The 15,520-nt window shown below is 70.7% G+C and carries 13 protein-coding genes; 11 read left to right on the top strand and 2 right to left on the bottom strand.

Annotation, left to right across the window (positions count from 1 at the left end; genetic code table 11):
* Positions 1-31: 31 nt before the first annotated feature.
* Positions 32-1,693, bottom strand: a complete 1,662-nt coding sequence (gene ettA / locus ACK4YQ_RS06770; protein ID WP_409609640.1) for an energy-dependent translational throttle protein EttA — start codon at positions 1,691-1,693, stop codon at positions 32-34.
* Positions 1,694-1,917: 224 nt separating this feature from the next.
* Between ettA and ACK4YQ_RS06765 the strand changes: the two genes are divergently transcribed.
* The 10 genes from ACK4YQ_RS06765 (at position 1,918) to ACK4YQ_RS06720 (ending at position 13,283) form a co-directional block, all read left to right on the top strand.
* A complete protein-coding gene (locus tag ACK4YQ_RS06765; protein WP_409609638.1) occupies positions 1,918-4,206 on the top strand; it encodes a TonB-dependent receptor in 2,289 nt (762 codons plus the stop codon).
* Between the two features lie 150 nt (positions 4,207-4,356).
* On the top strand, positions 4,357-4,539 hold the full coding sequence (locus ACK4YQ_RS06760) for a CsbD family protein (RefSeq protein WP_409609636.1): 183 nt from the start codon (positions 4,357-4,359) through the stop codon (positions 4,537-4,539).
* Between the two features lie 204 nt (positions 4,540-4,743).
* A complete protein-coding gene (locus ACK4YQ_RS06755) occupies positions 4,744-5,331 on the top strand; it encodes a TetR/AcrR family transcriptional regulator (RefSeq protein WP_409609634.1) in 588 nt (195 codons plus the stop codon).
* Between the two features lie 97 nt (positions 5,332-5,428).
* A complete protein-coding gene (locus ACK4YQ_RS06750) occupies positions 5,429-7,015 on the top strand; it encodes an amidase (RefSeq protein WP_409609632.1) in 1,587 nt (528 codons plus the stop codon).
* Positions 7,016-7,087: 72 nt separating this feature from the next.
* Entirely contained in the window at positions 7,088-8,836 is a 1,749-nt protein-coding gene (locus ACK4YQ_RS06745; protein ID WP_409609630.1) for a vWA domain-containing protein, read from the top strand.
* A 161-nt stretch (positions 8,837-8,997) separates the two neighbouring features.
* Positions 8,998-11,481 (top strand): zinc-dependent metalloprotease, encoded by a 2,484-nt coding sequence (locus tag ACK4YQ_RS06740; RefSeq protein ID WP_409609628.1) that lies wholly within the window; start codon positions 8,998-9,000, stop codon positions 11,479-11,481.
* A 45-nt stretch (positions 11,482-11,526) separates the two neighbouring features.
* Positions 11,527-11,847, top strand: coding sequence for a DUF1905 domain-containing protein (locus ACK4YQ_RS06735; protein ID WP_409609626.1), 321 nt, complete (start codon positions 11,527-11,529; stop codon positions 11,845-11,847).
* Between the two features lie 141 nt (positions 11,848-11,988).
* A complete protein-coding gene (locus tag ACK4YQ_RS06730; protein WP_409609624.1) occupies positions 11,989-12,312 on the top strand; it encodes a CC_3452 family protein in 324 nt (107 codons plus the stop codon).
* 120 nt (positions 12,313-12,432) lie between these two features.
* Positions 12,433-12,774: an ArsR/SmtB family transcription factor gene (locus ACK4YQ_RS06725; protein ID WP_409609622.1), complete on the top strand. Its 342-nt coding sequence runs from the start codon at positions 12,433-12,435 to the stop codon at positions 12,772-12,774.
* Positions 12,771-13,283, top strand: a complete 513-nt coding sequence (locus ACK4YQ_RS06720) for an SRPBCC domain-containing protein (protein WP_409609620.1) — start codon at positions 12,771-12,773, stop codon at positions 13,281-13,283. The genes ACK4YQ_RS06725 and ACK4YQ_RS06720 overlap by 4 nt, the downstream gene beginning before the upstream one ends.
* On the opposite strand, the gene ACK4YQ_RS06715 is transcribed toward ACK4YQ_RS06720, so the two are convergent.
* Positions 13,262-14,167, bottom strand: a complete 906-nt coding sequence (locus ACK4YQ_RS06715; protein WP_409609618.1) for an aminoglycoside phosphotransferase family protein — start codon at positions 14,165-14,167, stop codon at positions 13,262-13,264. The genes ACK4YQ_RS06720 and ACK4YQ_RS06715 overlap by 22 nt on opposite strands.
* Before the next feature lie 129 nt (positions 14,168-14,296).
* On the opposite strand from ACK4YQ_RS06715, the gene ACK4YQ_RS06710 reads away from it, so the two are divergent.
* Positions 14,297-15,520, top strand: a complete 1,224-nt coding sequence (locus tag ACK4YQ_RS06710; RefSeq protein WP_409609616.1) for a glycosyltransferase — start codon at positions 14,297-14,299, stop codon at positions 15,518-15,520.

Below are 15,520 nucleotides of genomic sequence, written 5' to 3'. Positions count from 1 at the left end.
ACCCAGGCGCGCCCGGTTCCTAAAGCCCGGCTTAGCGGCCGAACTTCTGGAACTTGATCCGGTGCGGGATGAGGCTGTCGGCGCCCAGGCGGCGCTTCTTGTCCTCTTCGTAGGCTTCGAAGTTGCCCTCGAACCATTCGACGTGGCTGTCGCCCTCGAAGGCGAGGATGTGGGTGGCCAGCCGGTCCAGGAACCAGCGGTCGTGGCTGATCACCACCGCGCAGCCGGGGAAGTCCTCCAGGGCGCTTTCCAGCGCCTGCAGGGTCTCCACGTCCAGGTCGTTGGTCGGTTCGTCGAGCAGGATGACGTTGCCGCCGTCGGCCAGAGTCTTGGCCAGGTGCACGCGGTTGCGCTCGCCGCCCGACAGCAGGCCGACCTTCTTCTGCTGGTCGCCGCCCTTGAAGTTGAACGAGCCGACGTAGGCGCGGCTGGGGATTTCGCGCGTGCCGACCTTCATGACGTCGAGGCCGCCGGAGATCTCCTCCCAGACGGTCTTGTTCGGATCCAGGGCGTCGCGGCTCTGGTCGACGTAGGCGAGCTTGACGGTCTCGCCCAGGCGGATCGAGCCGGCGTCAGGCTGTTCCTGGCCGGTGATGATCTTGAACAGCGTGGACTTGCCCGCCCCGTTCGGCCCGATGACGCCGACGATGCCGCCCGGCGGCAGCTTGAAGTCGAGGTCCTTGAACAGCAGCTTGTCGCCGTAGGCCTTTTCCAGGTTCTCGGCCTCGATCACCACGCTGCCCAGGCGCGGGCCGGGCGGGATCTGGATCTGGGCGAAGGTCTGCTTGGCCCGTTCGGCCTGGTTGACCAGCTCGTCGAAGGCCGCCAGGCGCGCCTTGGACTTGGAGCGCCGCGCCGAGGGCGAGGAGCGCACCCATTCCAGCTCGCGCTCGATGGTGCGCTTCTTGCCGGCCTCTTCGCGCTCTTCCTGGGCGGTGCGCTTGGCCTTCTGCTCCAGCCAGGCCGAATAGTTGCCTTCGTAGGGGATGCCCTTGCCGCGGTCGAGCTCCAGGGTCCACTTGGTGACCTGGTCCAGGAAGTAGCGGTCGTGGGTGACCAGGATCACGCAGCCGGGGAACTGCTCCAGGTGGTGCTGCAGCCAGGCCACCGATTCGGCGTCCAGGTGGTTGGTCGGCTCGTCCAGCAGCAGCATGTCGGGCTTGGACAGGAGCAGCCGCGCCAGGGCGACCCGCCGCTTCTCGCCGCCCGAGAGGTTCTCCACCTGCCAGTCGTTGGGCGGGCAGCGCAGGGCGTCCATGGCCATCTCGATGCGGGAATCGATGTCCCACAGGTCGCCGGCGTCCAGCTTCTCCTGCAGGGCGGTCATCTCCTCCATCAGCTCGTCGGAGTAGTCCTCGCCCAGCTTGGCCGCGACCTCGTTGTATTGGTCGAAGATCTTCTTCTCCTCGCACCAGGCGATCACGTTGCCCCAGACGTTCAGCTGGTCGTCGAGCTGGGGCTCCTGCTCCAGGTAGCCCATCTTGGTGCCGTCGGCCGCGCGGGCCTCGCCGGAGAACTCGGTGTCCAGGCCGGCCATGATCTTGAGCAGGGTCGACTTACCCGAGCCGTTGACGCCGACGACGCCGATCTTGGCGTCCGGGTAGAACGACAGCCAGATGTTCTCGAACACCTTCTTGCCGCCCGGATAGGCCTTGGTCAGGCCCTGCATCTGGAAAATGTACTGCTGCGCCATGGATGGTCCGCGCCCGCCTGAGGATGTTTTGGGAAGTCGGCGCCGGAGATAGCCGCCGCGCGGCCCAGGCGCAATGGCGCACCGGGACGCCGCGCGCTTGCGCCGTCACGCAAGCGTCATGGCGTCGACGCCGACGCGCAACAAATCCATCAGATGTCCGTCGCAGGTCCCTGATAGCGGCGTTCGCCGATAGCGCCCGTGAAGGCGCACAGGGGATCATCGACATGAAACACCATCTGCTGCTGGGCGCCGCGTTCGGCGCGCTCATGATTTCCGCCGCCCAGGCGAGCGCCGCCGAGGCGGAGGCGGCCGACGCCGCCGAAGTCTCCGAACTGGTCGTCTACGGCCAGGGCGAGTCCCGCCAGGTCCAGGCCATCACGCCGCAGGAGATCACCACCGCCGCCCCGGGCACGAGCCCGATCAAGCTGGTCGAGAAGCTGCCGGGGGTGAACTTCCAGTCCTCCGACCCCTTCGGCGCCTATGAGTGGTCGACCCGGATCTCGATCCGCGGGTTCAACCAGAACCAGCTCGGCTTCACCCTCGACGGCGTGCCGCTGGGCGACATGAGCTACGGCAACTTCAACGGCCTGCACATCAGCCGCGCGATCATCAACGAGGACCTGGGCGGGGTGGAGCTGGCCCAGGGCGCGGGCTCGCTGGCCACCGCCTCGACCTCGAACCTGGGCGGCACGCTGAAGTTCCTGTCGCGCGATCCTTCGCACGAGATGGGCGGGATGCTGCAGGCGACCGGCGGCTCCAGCAACACCTGGCGCCTGGTCGGCCGCTTCGAGACCGGCGACCTGCCGAGCGGCGGTCGCGGCTACATCACCTACGCCGAACAGCACGCCGACAAGTGGAAGGGCGACGGCGAGCAGAAGCAGAGCCAGCTCGACGTCAAGTTCGTCCAGCCGATCGGCCCGGCCACCCTGACCGGCTTCTATAATCTCTCCCGCCGGCGCGAGAACGACTACCAGGACCTGTCCCAGGGCATGATCGAGCGGCTGGGCTCGAGCTGGGACAACATCACCGGCCAGTGGGACCTCGCCGTCGCCGTGGCGCAGATCTATCTGGCCAACCCGGCGGGCGACTGCACCACCAACGCCTATCCCTCGCCGATCAAGTGCGTGGACGACGCCTACTACAACGCCTCGGGCCTGCGGGACGACGACCTGTGGGGCGCCACCGTGGACTGGCCGCTGACCGAGACCTTCGCCGCCAGCGCCACGGTCTACGGCCACACCAACGAGGGCCAGGGCACCTGGTACACGCCCTATGTCCCCTCCCCGAACTACGGCGTCGCCGGCGCCACCAGCGACAACGCGCCGATCTCCGTGCGCACCACCGAGTATGAGATCGACCGCACCGGCGTCGTCGCTAAGGCCGACTGGACGCTCGGCGCCCACGTGATCAGCTTCGGCGGCTGGTACGAGGACAACGACTTCACCCAGGCCCGCCGCTTCTATGCGCTCGACCTGGCCTCGCCGCAGGGCAACCTCGACTTCTTCTCCGATCCGTTCTTCACCCAGTGGGAGTACGGCTTCAACACCAAGACCACCCAGGGCTTCATCCAGGACGTCTGGACGATCAACGACGCCCTGAAGGTGAACTTCGGCTTCAAGGCCGTGCGGGTGGAAAGCACCTCCGACACCCTGGTCGGGACCGACGTGATCAACGGCGAGATCACCTCCGAGAACGGCTTCCTGCCGCAGGTGGGCGTGAACTTCCGCCTGGACGAGAACAACGAGTTCTTCGGCGGCTACACCGAGAACATGCGCGCGTTCGGGGCCGCCCACACCGGGCTGTCGCCCTTCGCGACGACCCAGGCGGGCTTCAACGCCATCAAGAACACCCTGGAGCCGGAAACCTCCAAGACCGTGGAAGCGGGCTGGCGCTTTCGCACCGGCACGATCCAGGGCGTCGTGGCGGCCTACTACGTGAAGTTCGAGGACCGCCTGATCGGCACCTCGGCGGGCGCCGGCATCGTCGGCAACCCGACGATCCTGGCCAACGCCGGCTCTGTCACCTCCAAGGGGTTCGAGGCGGCGGCGACCTGGACGCCGGAGGGCTCGGACTGGTCGCTGTTCGCCTCCTACGCCTACAACGACTCCCAGTACGACGACGACATCGTCAACGCCGCCGGCGTCGTGACCCAGCGGATCTCGGGCAAGACGGTGGTCGACACGCCCAAGCACCTGTTCAACACCGAGGCCGCCTATGACAACGGCGCCTGGTTCGGCAAGCTCTCGGCGCACTACACCTCCGAGCGCTACTACACCTACACCAACGACCAGTCGGTCGATCCGGCCGTCACCATGGACCTGTCCGTCGGCTACCGCTTCGACCGGGACGACTGGATGAAGGACCTGGAGGTCCAGCTCAACGTCACCAACCTGTTCGACAAGGACTACGTCTCGACGATGGGCACCAACGGCTTCGGCTACTCCGGCGACGCCATGACGTTGCAGACGGCCGCGCCCCGCCAGGCCTTCGTCACCGTGCGAAAGGCCTTCTGAGCCGCCTGAGGAGGCGCGGCGCGGCCGGACCGGGACCCCACGCCGGCCGGTCGCGCCAAGCGCCGCCTTAGGAACCAAAAGCCTGTCTGTGCGTCGCCCTATCCGAAGACGGCGGTCGATGGCCGCCGAACACCGGAAAAGGAGCGAGGCATGCACAAGGACGAAGTCGAAGGCACGGCGAAACAGGCCAAGGGCGCCGTCAAGGACGCGGCCGGCAAGGTCACCGACGATCCGAAGCTTCAGGCCGAAGGCAAGGCCGACAAGGCCGAGGGCAAGCTGCAGAAGGGCGTCGGCGAGCTCAAGGAAGGCGTCCGCGACGCGCTGAAGCACTAGCGCGCAACCGCGCCCTCAAGCGGAAAAGCCAGGCCCCCGCCTCACGGCGGGGGCCTTGTCTTATGTAAACGCCTGAACGCCGCCGGCCGGGGCGGGCGCGGATGGGCCGGATTTGCAGGTGAGGCGCCAGAGGGGTAAAAAGGGCACGGTCGGTAACCATTTGCCAGACGAGCTCGGTCGGTCGCTTCTTTCAAGGGAGGGCCTATGCGCAAGGGCGATGCGACGCGCGCGCGGATTCTCGAGGAAGCCGCCCGCCAGGCGGCGGTGAAGGGGTTCGGCGCGGTCAGCCTGAACGACGTGGCCGAGGCCGCGGGCCTGTCCAAGAGCGGCCTTTTCAAGCACTTCGACTCCAAGGAGGCGATGGAGCTGGAGGCGCTGGATCGCACTTTCGATCGCTTCGTCGACTTCGTCTGGACGCCCGCCGAAGCGCTGGCGCCGGGCCGGGCCAGGCTGGAGGCCGTGTTCGACCGGTGGATCGACTGGACCGAGGTGGAGAACGCCCAGGGCGGTTGCCTGCTGATGGCCGCCAGCGTCGAGCTGGATGACCAGCCAGGGCCGATGCGCGACCTGCTGCAAGCGCGGGTGAAGCGCTGGCGGCGCAACCTGGTGCGCGAGATGCAGGCCCTGCGCGAGCCGCCGCTGTCGGAGGAGGAGGCCGGCCTCGCCGTCTTCCAGATGAAGAGCTTCGTGCTCGGCCACAGCGACGCGCGGCGGATGCTGGACGACGCCGGCGCCCGCAAGGCGGCACGCGCCGCCTTCGCCGCGCTCCTGGACCGTACGGCGGCCGGCTGACGACGACCGGATTTCCGGCGCCGGCGGTTTCGCCCTCTCTTGCCGCTTCCCCTCGACGCTCGGCCGGTCTCCAATGGGCCCGGGACGGGAGGGGCCGATGCTGAGAGCCTGGGCGGGAGCAATCGTGATGGCGCTGGGCGCCGCGCCGGCGGCGGCGCAGGACCTGGCGATGGCCAGCGCGGCGGAACAGCAGGCGGCCCTGGCCGCGGGAACGGCGAGTTCGCGGTCCCTGGCGGAGGCCTACCTTCGCCGCATCGGCGAGATCGACCGCGCGGGCCCGCGCCTGAACAGCGTGCTCTCGCTCAATCCCGACGCCCTGAAGGACGCCGCGGCCCGGGACGCCGAGCGCCGGGCCGGCCGCGCGAAGGGGCCGCTGCACGGCCTCTCCATCCTGGTGAAGGACAACATCGAGACCGCCGACCGCATGCCGACCACGGCCGGCTCTCTGGCGCTGAAGGACAACGTCACCGGGCGGGACGCGCCGCTCGTCGCGCGGCTGCGCCGGGCGGGGGTGGTGATCCTGGGCAAGTCGAACCTGTCCGAATGGGCCAATTTCCGCTCCACGCGCTCGATCAGCGGCTGGAGCGGCCTGGGCGGGCTGACCCGCAACCCGCATGCGCTGGACCGATCGGCCTGCGGATCCAGCTCCGGTTCCGGGGCGGCGGTGGCCGCGGGCCTCGCCTGGGCGGCGATCGGCACCGAGACCGACGGCTCGGTCACCTGCCCGGCGGCGATGAACGGGATCGTGGGCCTGAAGCCCACCGTGGGCCTGGTCTCGCGCACCCACGTCGTGCCGATCTCGGCCAGCCAGGACACCGCCGGGCCCATGGCCCGCACCGTGGCCGACGCGGCCCTTCTGCTCACGGCCATGGCCGGGACCGATCCGGCCGATCCGGCCACCGCCGAGGCGGACGCCCACGCGGCGGACTTCGCCGCCGGCCTCGAACCGGGCTCGCTGAAGGGCGCGCGGCTGGGCGTGGTGCGCTACCTGGCGGGCCGCTCGCCGCAGACGGAGGCCCTGTTCGACCGCGCCCTGGAGGCCCTGAAGTCGGCCGGCGCGGTTCTGGTCGAGGTCGAGCTGCCGGACGAAACCCCGGTGGACGAGGCCGAACGCATCATCCTGGGGGCGGAGTTCAAGGCCGGCGTCGACGCGTATCTCGCCACGACCCCGCCGCAGGTGAAGACCCGCAGCCTGGCCGACCTGATCGCCTTCAACGCCGCCGAGCCCCGCGAGACGGTCCTGTTCGGGCAGGAGGTGTTCGAGCAGGCCGCCGGCGCGCCCGGCCTTACGGACCCCACGTATCTGCAGGCGCTGGACAGCGGCCGCCGGCTAGCGGGGCCCGAGGGCCTCGACAGGGTGCTGGCGGCGGCCGGGGTGGAGGCCCTGGTCGCCCCGTCCGGCGGGCCCGCCTCGGTGGTCGATCCGGTGAACGGCGGCCGCTGGCTGGGATCACCCTCCACCTGGCCCGCGGTGGCGGGCTATCCGCACCTGACCGTGCCGATGGGGGCGGTGTCGGGCCTGCCGGTGGGGCTGTCCTTCATCGGGCCGAAGTGGAGCGACGGGCGGCTCCTGTCCCTGGGATACGCCTTCGAGCAGGCGACGCAGGCGCGGGTGACCCCGAGCTTCGCGCCCTCGATCTCGCTGCGCCCCGAGATCGCCGCCGCCTATGCGCCGAAGGACTGAAGGCGTCCACATTTCGCCCCAGATCGTGCGCCAAGCTCCAGCGTGAGGGACGCCCCAGGGAGTGAACGCGTCATGGCCAGGCCGATCGCCTTGCGCAGTGTTTCCGTCGTTCTGCTCGCCGCCCTGACGGCCGCCTCCGCCCCAGCCGGAGCGGCGCCGCGGGCCGGCGTACTCGATGGCGAGGTCACGCCCGAGGCGTGCGCGCGGCTGGGCTTTCCCGCCGCATCCGGGGCCGAGGTCCGCTTCGGCTCGCCCCGCGTCGGCCTGGCCGCCCCGCCGCCGCCCGCGCCGCCAATGGCTTCGCCTATGGTCCAGGGCCGCATCGGAGAGTTCAAGGCCGGGCCGCAGGAAGTGACCGTCACCGCCTCACGCCGTCGCGGCCCGCCGCGGGTGGAGACCGAACGCTATCCCGACGCCACGCCGAACCCGGTCAAGCGCGCGGCCGAGGACCCGGTATCGACCTTCTCCATCGACGTGGACACCGCCGCCTACGCCAACGTCCGCCGCTTCCTGAACGATGGCCAGGCGCCGCCGAGCGACGCGGTGCGGGTGGAGGAACTGGTCAACTATTTCGACTACGGCTATGCGCCCCCGACGGACCGGCGCCAGCCCTTCTCGACCTACGCCGCCGTCGTGCCCTCGCCCTGGTCGAAGGACCGCCAGATCCTGCACATCGGGCTGCAAGGCTACGACATTCCCCGGGCCGAGCAGCCGCCGCTGAACCTGGTGTTCCTGGTCGACACCTCCGGTTCGATGTGGGGGCCCGACCGCCTGCCGCTGGCGCAGAAGGCCCTGAACATCCTGATCGACCAGCTCCGCCCGCAGGACCGGGTGGCCATGGTCGCCTACGCCGGCTCGGCCGGGGCGGTGCTCGCCCCGACGGACGGCCGCCAGAAGCTGAAGATGCGCTGCGCCCTCGGCGCCCTGCGGGCCGGCGGCTCCACGGCGGGCGGACAGGGCCTGGCGCTGGCCTACGACCTGGCGGGGCAGAACTTCGACCCCAAGGCAGTGAACCGGGTGATCCTGCTGACCGACGGCGACTTCAACGTCGGCGTCACCGACGACGAGAAGCTCGAGGACTTCGTCGCCGCCAAGCGCAAGACCGGCGTCTATCTCTCCGTCTACGGCTTCGGCCGCGGCAACTATCAGGACGCGCGGATGCAGGTCCTGGCCCAGAACGGCAACGGAGCGGCCGCCTACATCGACACCCTGGCGGAGGCGCGCAAGCTGTTGCGCGACGACCTGGCCGGCTCCCTCTTTCCGATCGCCGACGACGTGAAGATCCAGGTGGAGTTCAACCCGGCCCAGGTCAGCGAATACCGCCTGATCGGCTATGAGACGCGGCTGCTCAATCGCGAGGACTTCAACAACGACCGGGTCGACGCCGGAGAGGTCGGCTCCGGCGCCTCGGTGACGGCGCTCTACGAGATCACCCCAGCCGGGGCGAGGCCGTCGAGCGACCCGCTGCGCTATTCGTCCCCCGCCTCGAGGGCCGGGCCAAGCGGCGAACTCGCCTACCTGAAGATACGCTACAAGCGCCCGGGCGAGGGCGCCTCGCACCTCATTGAGCGGCCGATCACCCGGGCGGACGTGCTTCCAAGCCTGGCCACCGCGCCGGAGGCCACGCGGTGGGCCCTGGCGGTGGCCGGCTTCGGCCAGAAGCTGCGGGGCGATCCCTGGGTCGATCCGGCCTTCGGCTGGGCGCAGGTGATCGACCTGGCCCAGGGCGCCCGGGGCGAGGACCCGTTCGGCCTGCGCGCCGAATTCGTACAGCTCGCCCGCGCCGCCGACGGCGCGCGGACGCTCAACGAAACCCCTTAGGCTCGGTCGCGCGCGGCGGGCGCCGCCTGCAGCGAAATTCATCAGATTGAGCGGAGTCTTTGCAGATATCCGAAGTCACGCCGCGCGATCACTTCGGATATTGATGCGATCTGCCCTTGCGGCCCCTCATTTCAAACCGCGCTGAAACGGGGGGACCGACCATGACGCGAACTGGCCGACGGGGATTTCGCAATCTGGCTCTCAGCGCCGCCTCGGCGCTGGCGCTCGCCGCGGCGGTCGCGCCGCCTGCCCTGGCTGCTGCGCCCGCGGCGGCCGCCAAGCCCGCGCCGGCGCGGGCCGAGGGCTTCGTCCCCTTCACCTGGGACGCGGCCCGCGGCCGCGTGCTGATCGAGGTCCCGGTCTTCGACGAGGACGTGCTCTACTACGTCTCGCTGTCCAGCGGCGGCGGCTCGGTGGAGCTGCCCCTGGACCGCGGCATCGTCGACAGCGCCGTAATCCGCTTCCAGAGGGTCGGCCAGAAGGTGCTGGTGGTCGAGCAGAACCTCGGCTATCGCGCCCCTAAGGGCGATGCGGCCCGCGCCGCCAACGTCGAAGCCTCGTTCCCGACCTCGCTCCTGGCCTCGCTGCCGGTGGAATCGGAGACCGGCGGGAAGGTGGTGGTCGACGCCACCGCCCTGTTCATGCGCGATGCGGCCAACGTCGAGAGCGCGCTGAAGCGGGCCAACCAGGGCGCCTTCAAGTTCGACGCCGCCCGCAGCGCCTTCCAGCCAGCGCGGATGAAGGCCTTCCCCGAGAACACCGAGATCGAGACCCAGGTCACCTACGTCGCCGACGCCCCGGGCGCCCTGGTGCGCAACGTCACCCCCGATCCACGCTACCTGACGCTGCAGGTGCGCCACTCGTTCCTCAGGGCCCCCACCGGCTACACCCCGCGGGCGGCCGACCCGCGCATCGGCGTCTCGGCGCTGAAATTCCGCGACTTCTCCAAGCCGATCAACGACGCGCCGACCACCGAGTGGATCACCCGCTGGAGGCTGGAGAAGAAGGACCCGGCCGCCGCCCTGTCCGAACCGGTCAAGCCGATCGTCTTCTACTTCGACCCGGCGATCCCCGCCCCCCTGCGCCAGGCGATGAAGGAGGGGCTGCTGTGGTGGAACAAGGCCTATGAGGCCGCCGGCTTCAAGAACGCCATCGAGGCCCGCGACGCGCCGGCCGACATGGACCCCATGGACATCCGCTACGCCTATGTCCTGTGGATCGAGCGGGACGAGCGCGGCTTCTCCTCGGGCGGCACCTACCGCGACCCCCGCACCGGCGAGATCCTGGGGTCCAAGACGCGGATGGACTCCCACCGCATCCGCACCATCGCCAACTACTTCGAGGCCTACATGGGCGGCCTGCCCGGCGACGGATCGGCGATCACCGTCGCCGACCCGAACCTGCTGACGCCGGCGGGGCTGGACGGCATGGCGCCCGGCCAGCGGGACATGGTGCTCCTGCGCCAGGCCCTGCTCACGGCCCACGAACTCGGCCACGCCCAGGGTTTTGGGCACAACTTCGCCTCCAGCCTCAACGACCGCGCCTCGGTGATGGAGTACCCGACGCCGCGGGTGAAGGTAGTCGACGGCAAGCTCGACCTGTCGGAGTCGTTCCAGAAGGCCATCGGCGCCTACGACACCTTCATGGTGCGCTACGCCTACACGCCCTTCGCGCCGGAGAACGAGGCTGCGGGGCTGGACGGCGTCATCAGGGACATGCGCGGCCACGGCGTCATCTATGTGCCCTCCACCGACCCCCGCTGGACCTGGTACGACGACCGCGCCACGCCGCAGGCGTACCTGTCGGAGACCGCGGCGGCCCGGAAGATCATGCTCGCCGGCTTCGGCCCGGCCATGCTCGAGCCAGGCGAGCCGCTGGGCGCCATGCGCGACATGCGCCTGTGGATGGCTTATCTGCACGACCGCTGGGCGATCGAATCCGGCCTGAAGTACGTCGGCGGCCTCTTCACCAACATCGTGGTCAAGGGCGAGGAGCTGCCGCCCACCGAGTTCATTCCCGGTGCGACCCAGCGCCAGGTGCTGAACCAGCTCCTTGATGCGGTGGAGCCGGAAGCCCTGGCGCTGCCGCCGGCGCTTCTGGCCCAGCTCACCCCCGATCCCGGCGGCGCCCTGGAGGACCTGTCGGAGGACGCGGCCTTCGACGCCATGCGCGCCGCCCGCATCCGCGCGGCCCTGGTGCTGGAGCCGCTGTTCGCCAAGGACCGCGCCGCGCGCATGGTCGACCTCGCCGTCCGCCAGGACGACGCCCTCACCTTCCCGCAGATGGTCGAGGCGGTGATGGCCCGCACCTGGAAGGCGCCCGCCGACGGGACGGCCCAGGGCAAGGCGCTGCGGCGGGTGAGCCAGGACGTGGCCTTGAAGTCCATGATGATGCTGGGCGCGGCGGACGACGCCTCACCGGAGGCCCGGGCCTATGTGCTGGACCAGCTCGCGGGCCTGGCCGCCGGCCTGAAGACCCGCAAGGACGCCGATCCGCTGACCGCGGCCTTCTATCGCCAGACCGCCCGGGACATCGAAGCCTTCCTCGCCGATCCGGCGGCGCACGCGCCCAAGACCTCGGCGCCGGCCTGGGGCGGCTCGCCACGTTCGCGCTTCCCGCTGCCGCCCGGCCCGCCGCTGGGCTGAGGCGGGCAGGCTTCAGCGCCGGCTGCGGCTGGGCTAGGGTAGGCCATGGCCAGCGACGCCGAGCCCATCGCTGAACTGAGCTTCGAGGCCGAGGTCGTCTACTGGCGCGGCCCCTCGCCCTTCTTCTACGCGCCGCTTCCGCCCGCCGCGGCCGAGGAGGTGCGACGGGTCGCGCGGGCGGTCTCCTATGGCTGGGGCGTCGTGCCGGTGACGGCGAGCCTTGGCGGCGTCGCCTTCGCCACCTCGCTGTTCCCCAAGGACGGGACCTTTTACCTGCCGCTTAAGGCCGCGGTTCGGAAGAAAGCCGACGTCACCGCCGGCGACCGGATCCTGGTCGACATGGTCATCGCCGCGCCCGACCGCTGAGCCGTCGCGGCTCAGGGCATTGTTGCCCACAGTCGAAAGGTGCTTTCGATTGTTGAGGGGCTGCGGCGTGGGCGCCGCGTGCTAGCGTCCGCTCAAGTCGTTGCGCACCGACCCTCCGCTAACCCCCGTTGGAGGGCTTTCATGAAGCTCCATTCGCTCGCGGCCGCCTGCTCGGCGGCCTTCGCCCTGACGTCGGCGAACCCGGCCCTGGCCGCAGGGCCGGTCACCGCGACCCTCGCCACGCCCGTATCCGAAAAGCTCCGCCTCATCGCCGGCGGCGCCGTCTTCATCTGCGAGACCGACACCTGTGTGGCGAGGGCCGCCGCCCCGCGCACCTTCGCCACGGACACCTGCCGGACGATCGCGCGAAAGGTCGGCCCCCTCACCGCCTTCGCCGCGCGGCGGCCGCTGGACGAGGCGCGGCTCGCCGCCTGCAACGCCGCCGCCCGGCCGGCGCCGGACTGATCCTCCCTATGGGCGCGATGTCTGCGGCCCTCGGGCGCCGGCTCTCCGGCGCCCGTTTCTTTTGCGCAGGCGGCCCGGAGGGTTGACCCATATGATGCATCATCATACATATACACCATTATGCATTCAGACGCTTTCGAAACCCTGGCCGACCCCACCCGGCGACGCATCCTGGCGGCGCTGCGCGGCGGCGAGCAGCAGGTCAATGCGATCGTGGAACAGGCCGGGATCCATCAGTCCGGCGTCTCGCGGCATCTGCGAATCCTGCACGAGGCCGGCTTCGTTTCGGTGCGCCAGGACGGCCAGCGGCGGCTCTACGCCCTGCGCCCCGAACCCTTCCGCGAACTCGAAGCCTGGCTGGCCGAATACCGCCGGCTTTGGGAGGCCCGCCTCGACCGCTTCGGCGACGCCCTGGAGCAACGTCGCAAGGACGCCGCCGACCACAAGGAGACCGACCGATGAACGACGCAAATCCGCACGCCGACGCCGCCCCGCAGGCCGCCGTGGTCGTCACCCGCGCCTATCGCGCTTCGCCCGAGGACCTGTGGGCGCTCTGGACCACCAAGGCCGGCTTCGAGTCGTGGTGGGGGCCGCAAGGCTTCCGCGTCGAGGTCCACGCCCTGGAGCCGCGTCAGGGCGGGGTGCTGGAGTACGACATGATCGCCGATGCGCCGGAGGCGGTCGCCGCCATGAAGGAGATGGGCCAGCCGATCTCCCACAACACCCGCGGCCGCTACGCCGAGTTCACGCCGCACGTGAAGCTGAGCCTGGTCCACGTGATCGACTTCGTGGAGGGGATGGATCCCTATGAGACCACCATCGAGGTGGCGTTCATTCCGGCGGGAGAGGAGACGCGGATGGTGGTGACCCTGCACCCGCACCTGGACCCGCACTGGACGAAGATGTCCCTCGAGGGCTTCACCAGCCAGCTCGGCAAGCTCGACCAGCGCTACGGCTGGTCGGAAGCCTGAGGCTCGGCGAGGACTTCGCCGAGCACCCGCTCGGCGTCCTCGACGTCGGCGGCGGGACCGCGGGCGACCCCGGTCGCCAGGATCAGCGCCTTCCAGAGCGCCCAGCCGCGCCCGCGCGCCCAGGCCCCGGGGTCCAGGGGCAGGGCCGCGCGGAAGCCGGACCGCCCCGCGCCGCGAAGGAAGCTCCAAGCGATCGCGAGGTCGCAGGCCGGATCGCCGACCCCCAGGCCGCCGAAGTCTATCACCGCGGCGAGGCCCCCGTCGCGCATCAGCAGGTTGCGGGGCGCGACGTCGCCGTGGACCCAGACCGGCGGGCCCGACCATTCGGCCCCCAGGGCCGCATTCCACACCCTCTCGGCCGCAACGGCGTCGGAGCGGTCCGCGCGGCGGCGCAGCGCCTCGCGCACCTCCTCGTCGTAGGTCGCCAGGGGGCCTCCGCGGAAGAAGTTGTGCGGTCCGGGAGCCGGCCCGTCCGAGGCGTCGATCGCCTGCAGGGCCGCGAGGAACGCGCCCAGCGCCCGGCCGAGACCGGCGTCGGAGGGGTCAGCCGCCCGATCGGCCGTCTCGCCCGGGATCCAGCGCAGGATCGACCAGGGCCGGTCGAACCCCGGCCCGGGCCTGCCCAGGCCGAGGGGACAGGGGATCTCCAGGGGCAGGTGCGGCGCAAGGCGCGCCAGCCAGGCCTGCTCCTTGGCCGCCTGGGCTGCGTAGTGCTGCGCGCTGGGCAGGCGCACGATCATCCCCTCGCCCAAGTGAAAGGCGCGGTTGTCCCAGCCGCCGTGGGCGACCGGCCGCACGGGCAGGTCGGCCCACTGGGGAAACTGCGCGGCGACGAGGTCCCTGGCGAGGGCTGCGTCGATCTGCGGGCGGCCCGCCTGTTCCATGCTCCTGCCTCCCCCGCCGCCGGCGCCGTCAAGCCGGCGCGACGAATTTTGAGCTTGGCCGAGGGATCATTTGCCCCGCCTCGGCGGTTGTGTGTTGAGGCGAAGCTTATAACGAGAAAGGCCGCCGGGGTGTCCGACGCTGCATCTTCGAATCTTGCCCGCACGATCCGCCTGGATCCCGCAGACGCGCCGCACTTCGGCGCTCCGGGACGTCAGGGCTTCCACCTCATCGACACGACCATGATGTTCGCACCCCGCAGCGGCGGGGTGAAGCGCTACCTTCTGGCCAAGAACGCCTGGCTGGCCGCCCACCGGCCCGACGTGCGCCACACCCTGGTGGTGCCCGGCCCCAAGACGGCGGTCGGCCCGGGAGGGCTCGTCACCATCGCCGCCGCCCGCCTGCCCTTCGGCGACGGCTACCGCATGCCGGCCAGCGCGATGAAGTGGGAATCCATGCTGCGCCTCCTGGAGCCCGAGATCATCGAGGCCGGCGACGTGCTGGTGCCGGGCCACGCGGCCCTGGACGCCGGCGAAGCCCTGGGCGTGCCCGTGGTCGGCTACTGCCACACCGACGCCGCGGCCCTGGCCGCCCTGCACCTGGGGGACTGGGCCGAAGCGCCGGCGATGAAGCGCTGGGCCCAGGCCTACCGCCGGTTCGACCGGGTGGTCGCGCCCAGCCGCCACATGGCCGGTCGCCTGGCCGAGGCCGGCGTGCGGCGGGTGACGGTGCAGCCGCTGGGCGTGGACGTCGAGCTGTTCCACCCCGCCAGGGGCGATCCTGGCGCCCTGCGCCGGCGCCTGGGCGTGCCCGCGCGCACGCGCCTGCTGGTCTTCGCCGGACGGCCGGCGCGGGAGAAGAACATCGAGTCCCTGGTCTGCGCGGTGGAGCGGCTGGGCGATCCCTATCGCCTGCTGCTGGTCGGCGCCGGGCGCGATGCGCGCTACTCGCGCCATGTCACGGCCCTGGACTATGAGCGCGACCCGGCCGCCCTGGCCGCCCTGATGGCCGGCTGCGACGCCTTCGTACACGGCAACGCCAACGAGCCCTTCGGACTGGTGGTCCTGGAGGCCATGGCCGCCGGCCTGCCGGTGGTGGGGCCCGCCGCCGGCGGGGTCGGCGAACTGATCGACGAAACCGTGGGCCAGCCGGCCGCCGGCGACGAGCCGGCGGACCTCGCCGAGGCGATCGAGGCCCTGTTCGCGCGCGACCTGTCCGCCCTGTCGGCCGCGGCCCGGCGGCGGGCGGAGACCCGCCATGCCTGGAACACCACGTTCGAGGGCCTGACGCGGCTCTACGGCGGGCTCCTGTCCGGCGGGGCCGGGCGCGGCTCGGCCCTGGCGCTCAGCGCCTGA

This window comes from Phenylobacterium sp. (assembly GCF_046291545.1).
GTDB lineage: Bacteria > Pseudomonadota > Alphaproteobacteria > Caulobacterales > Caulobacteraceae > Phenylobacterium.
Note: the sequence above shows the minus strand (reverse complement) of the source record. Positions and strands in the feature narration are given on the sequence as shown.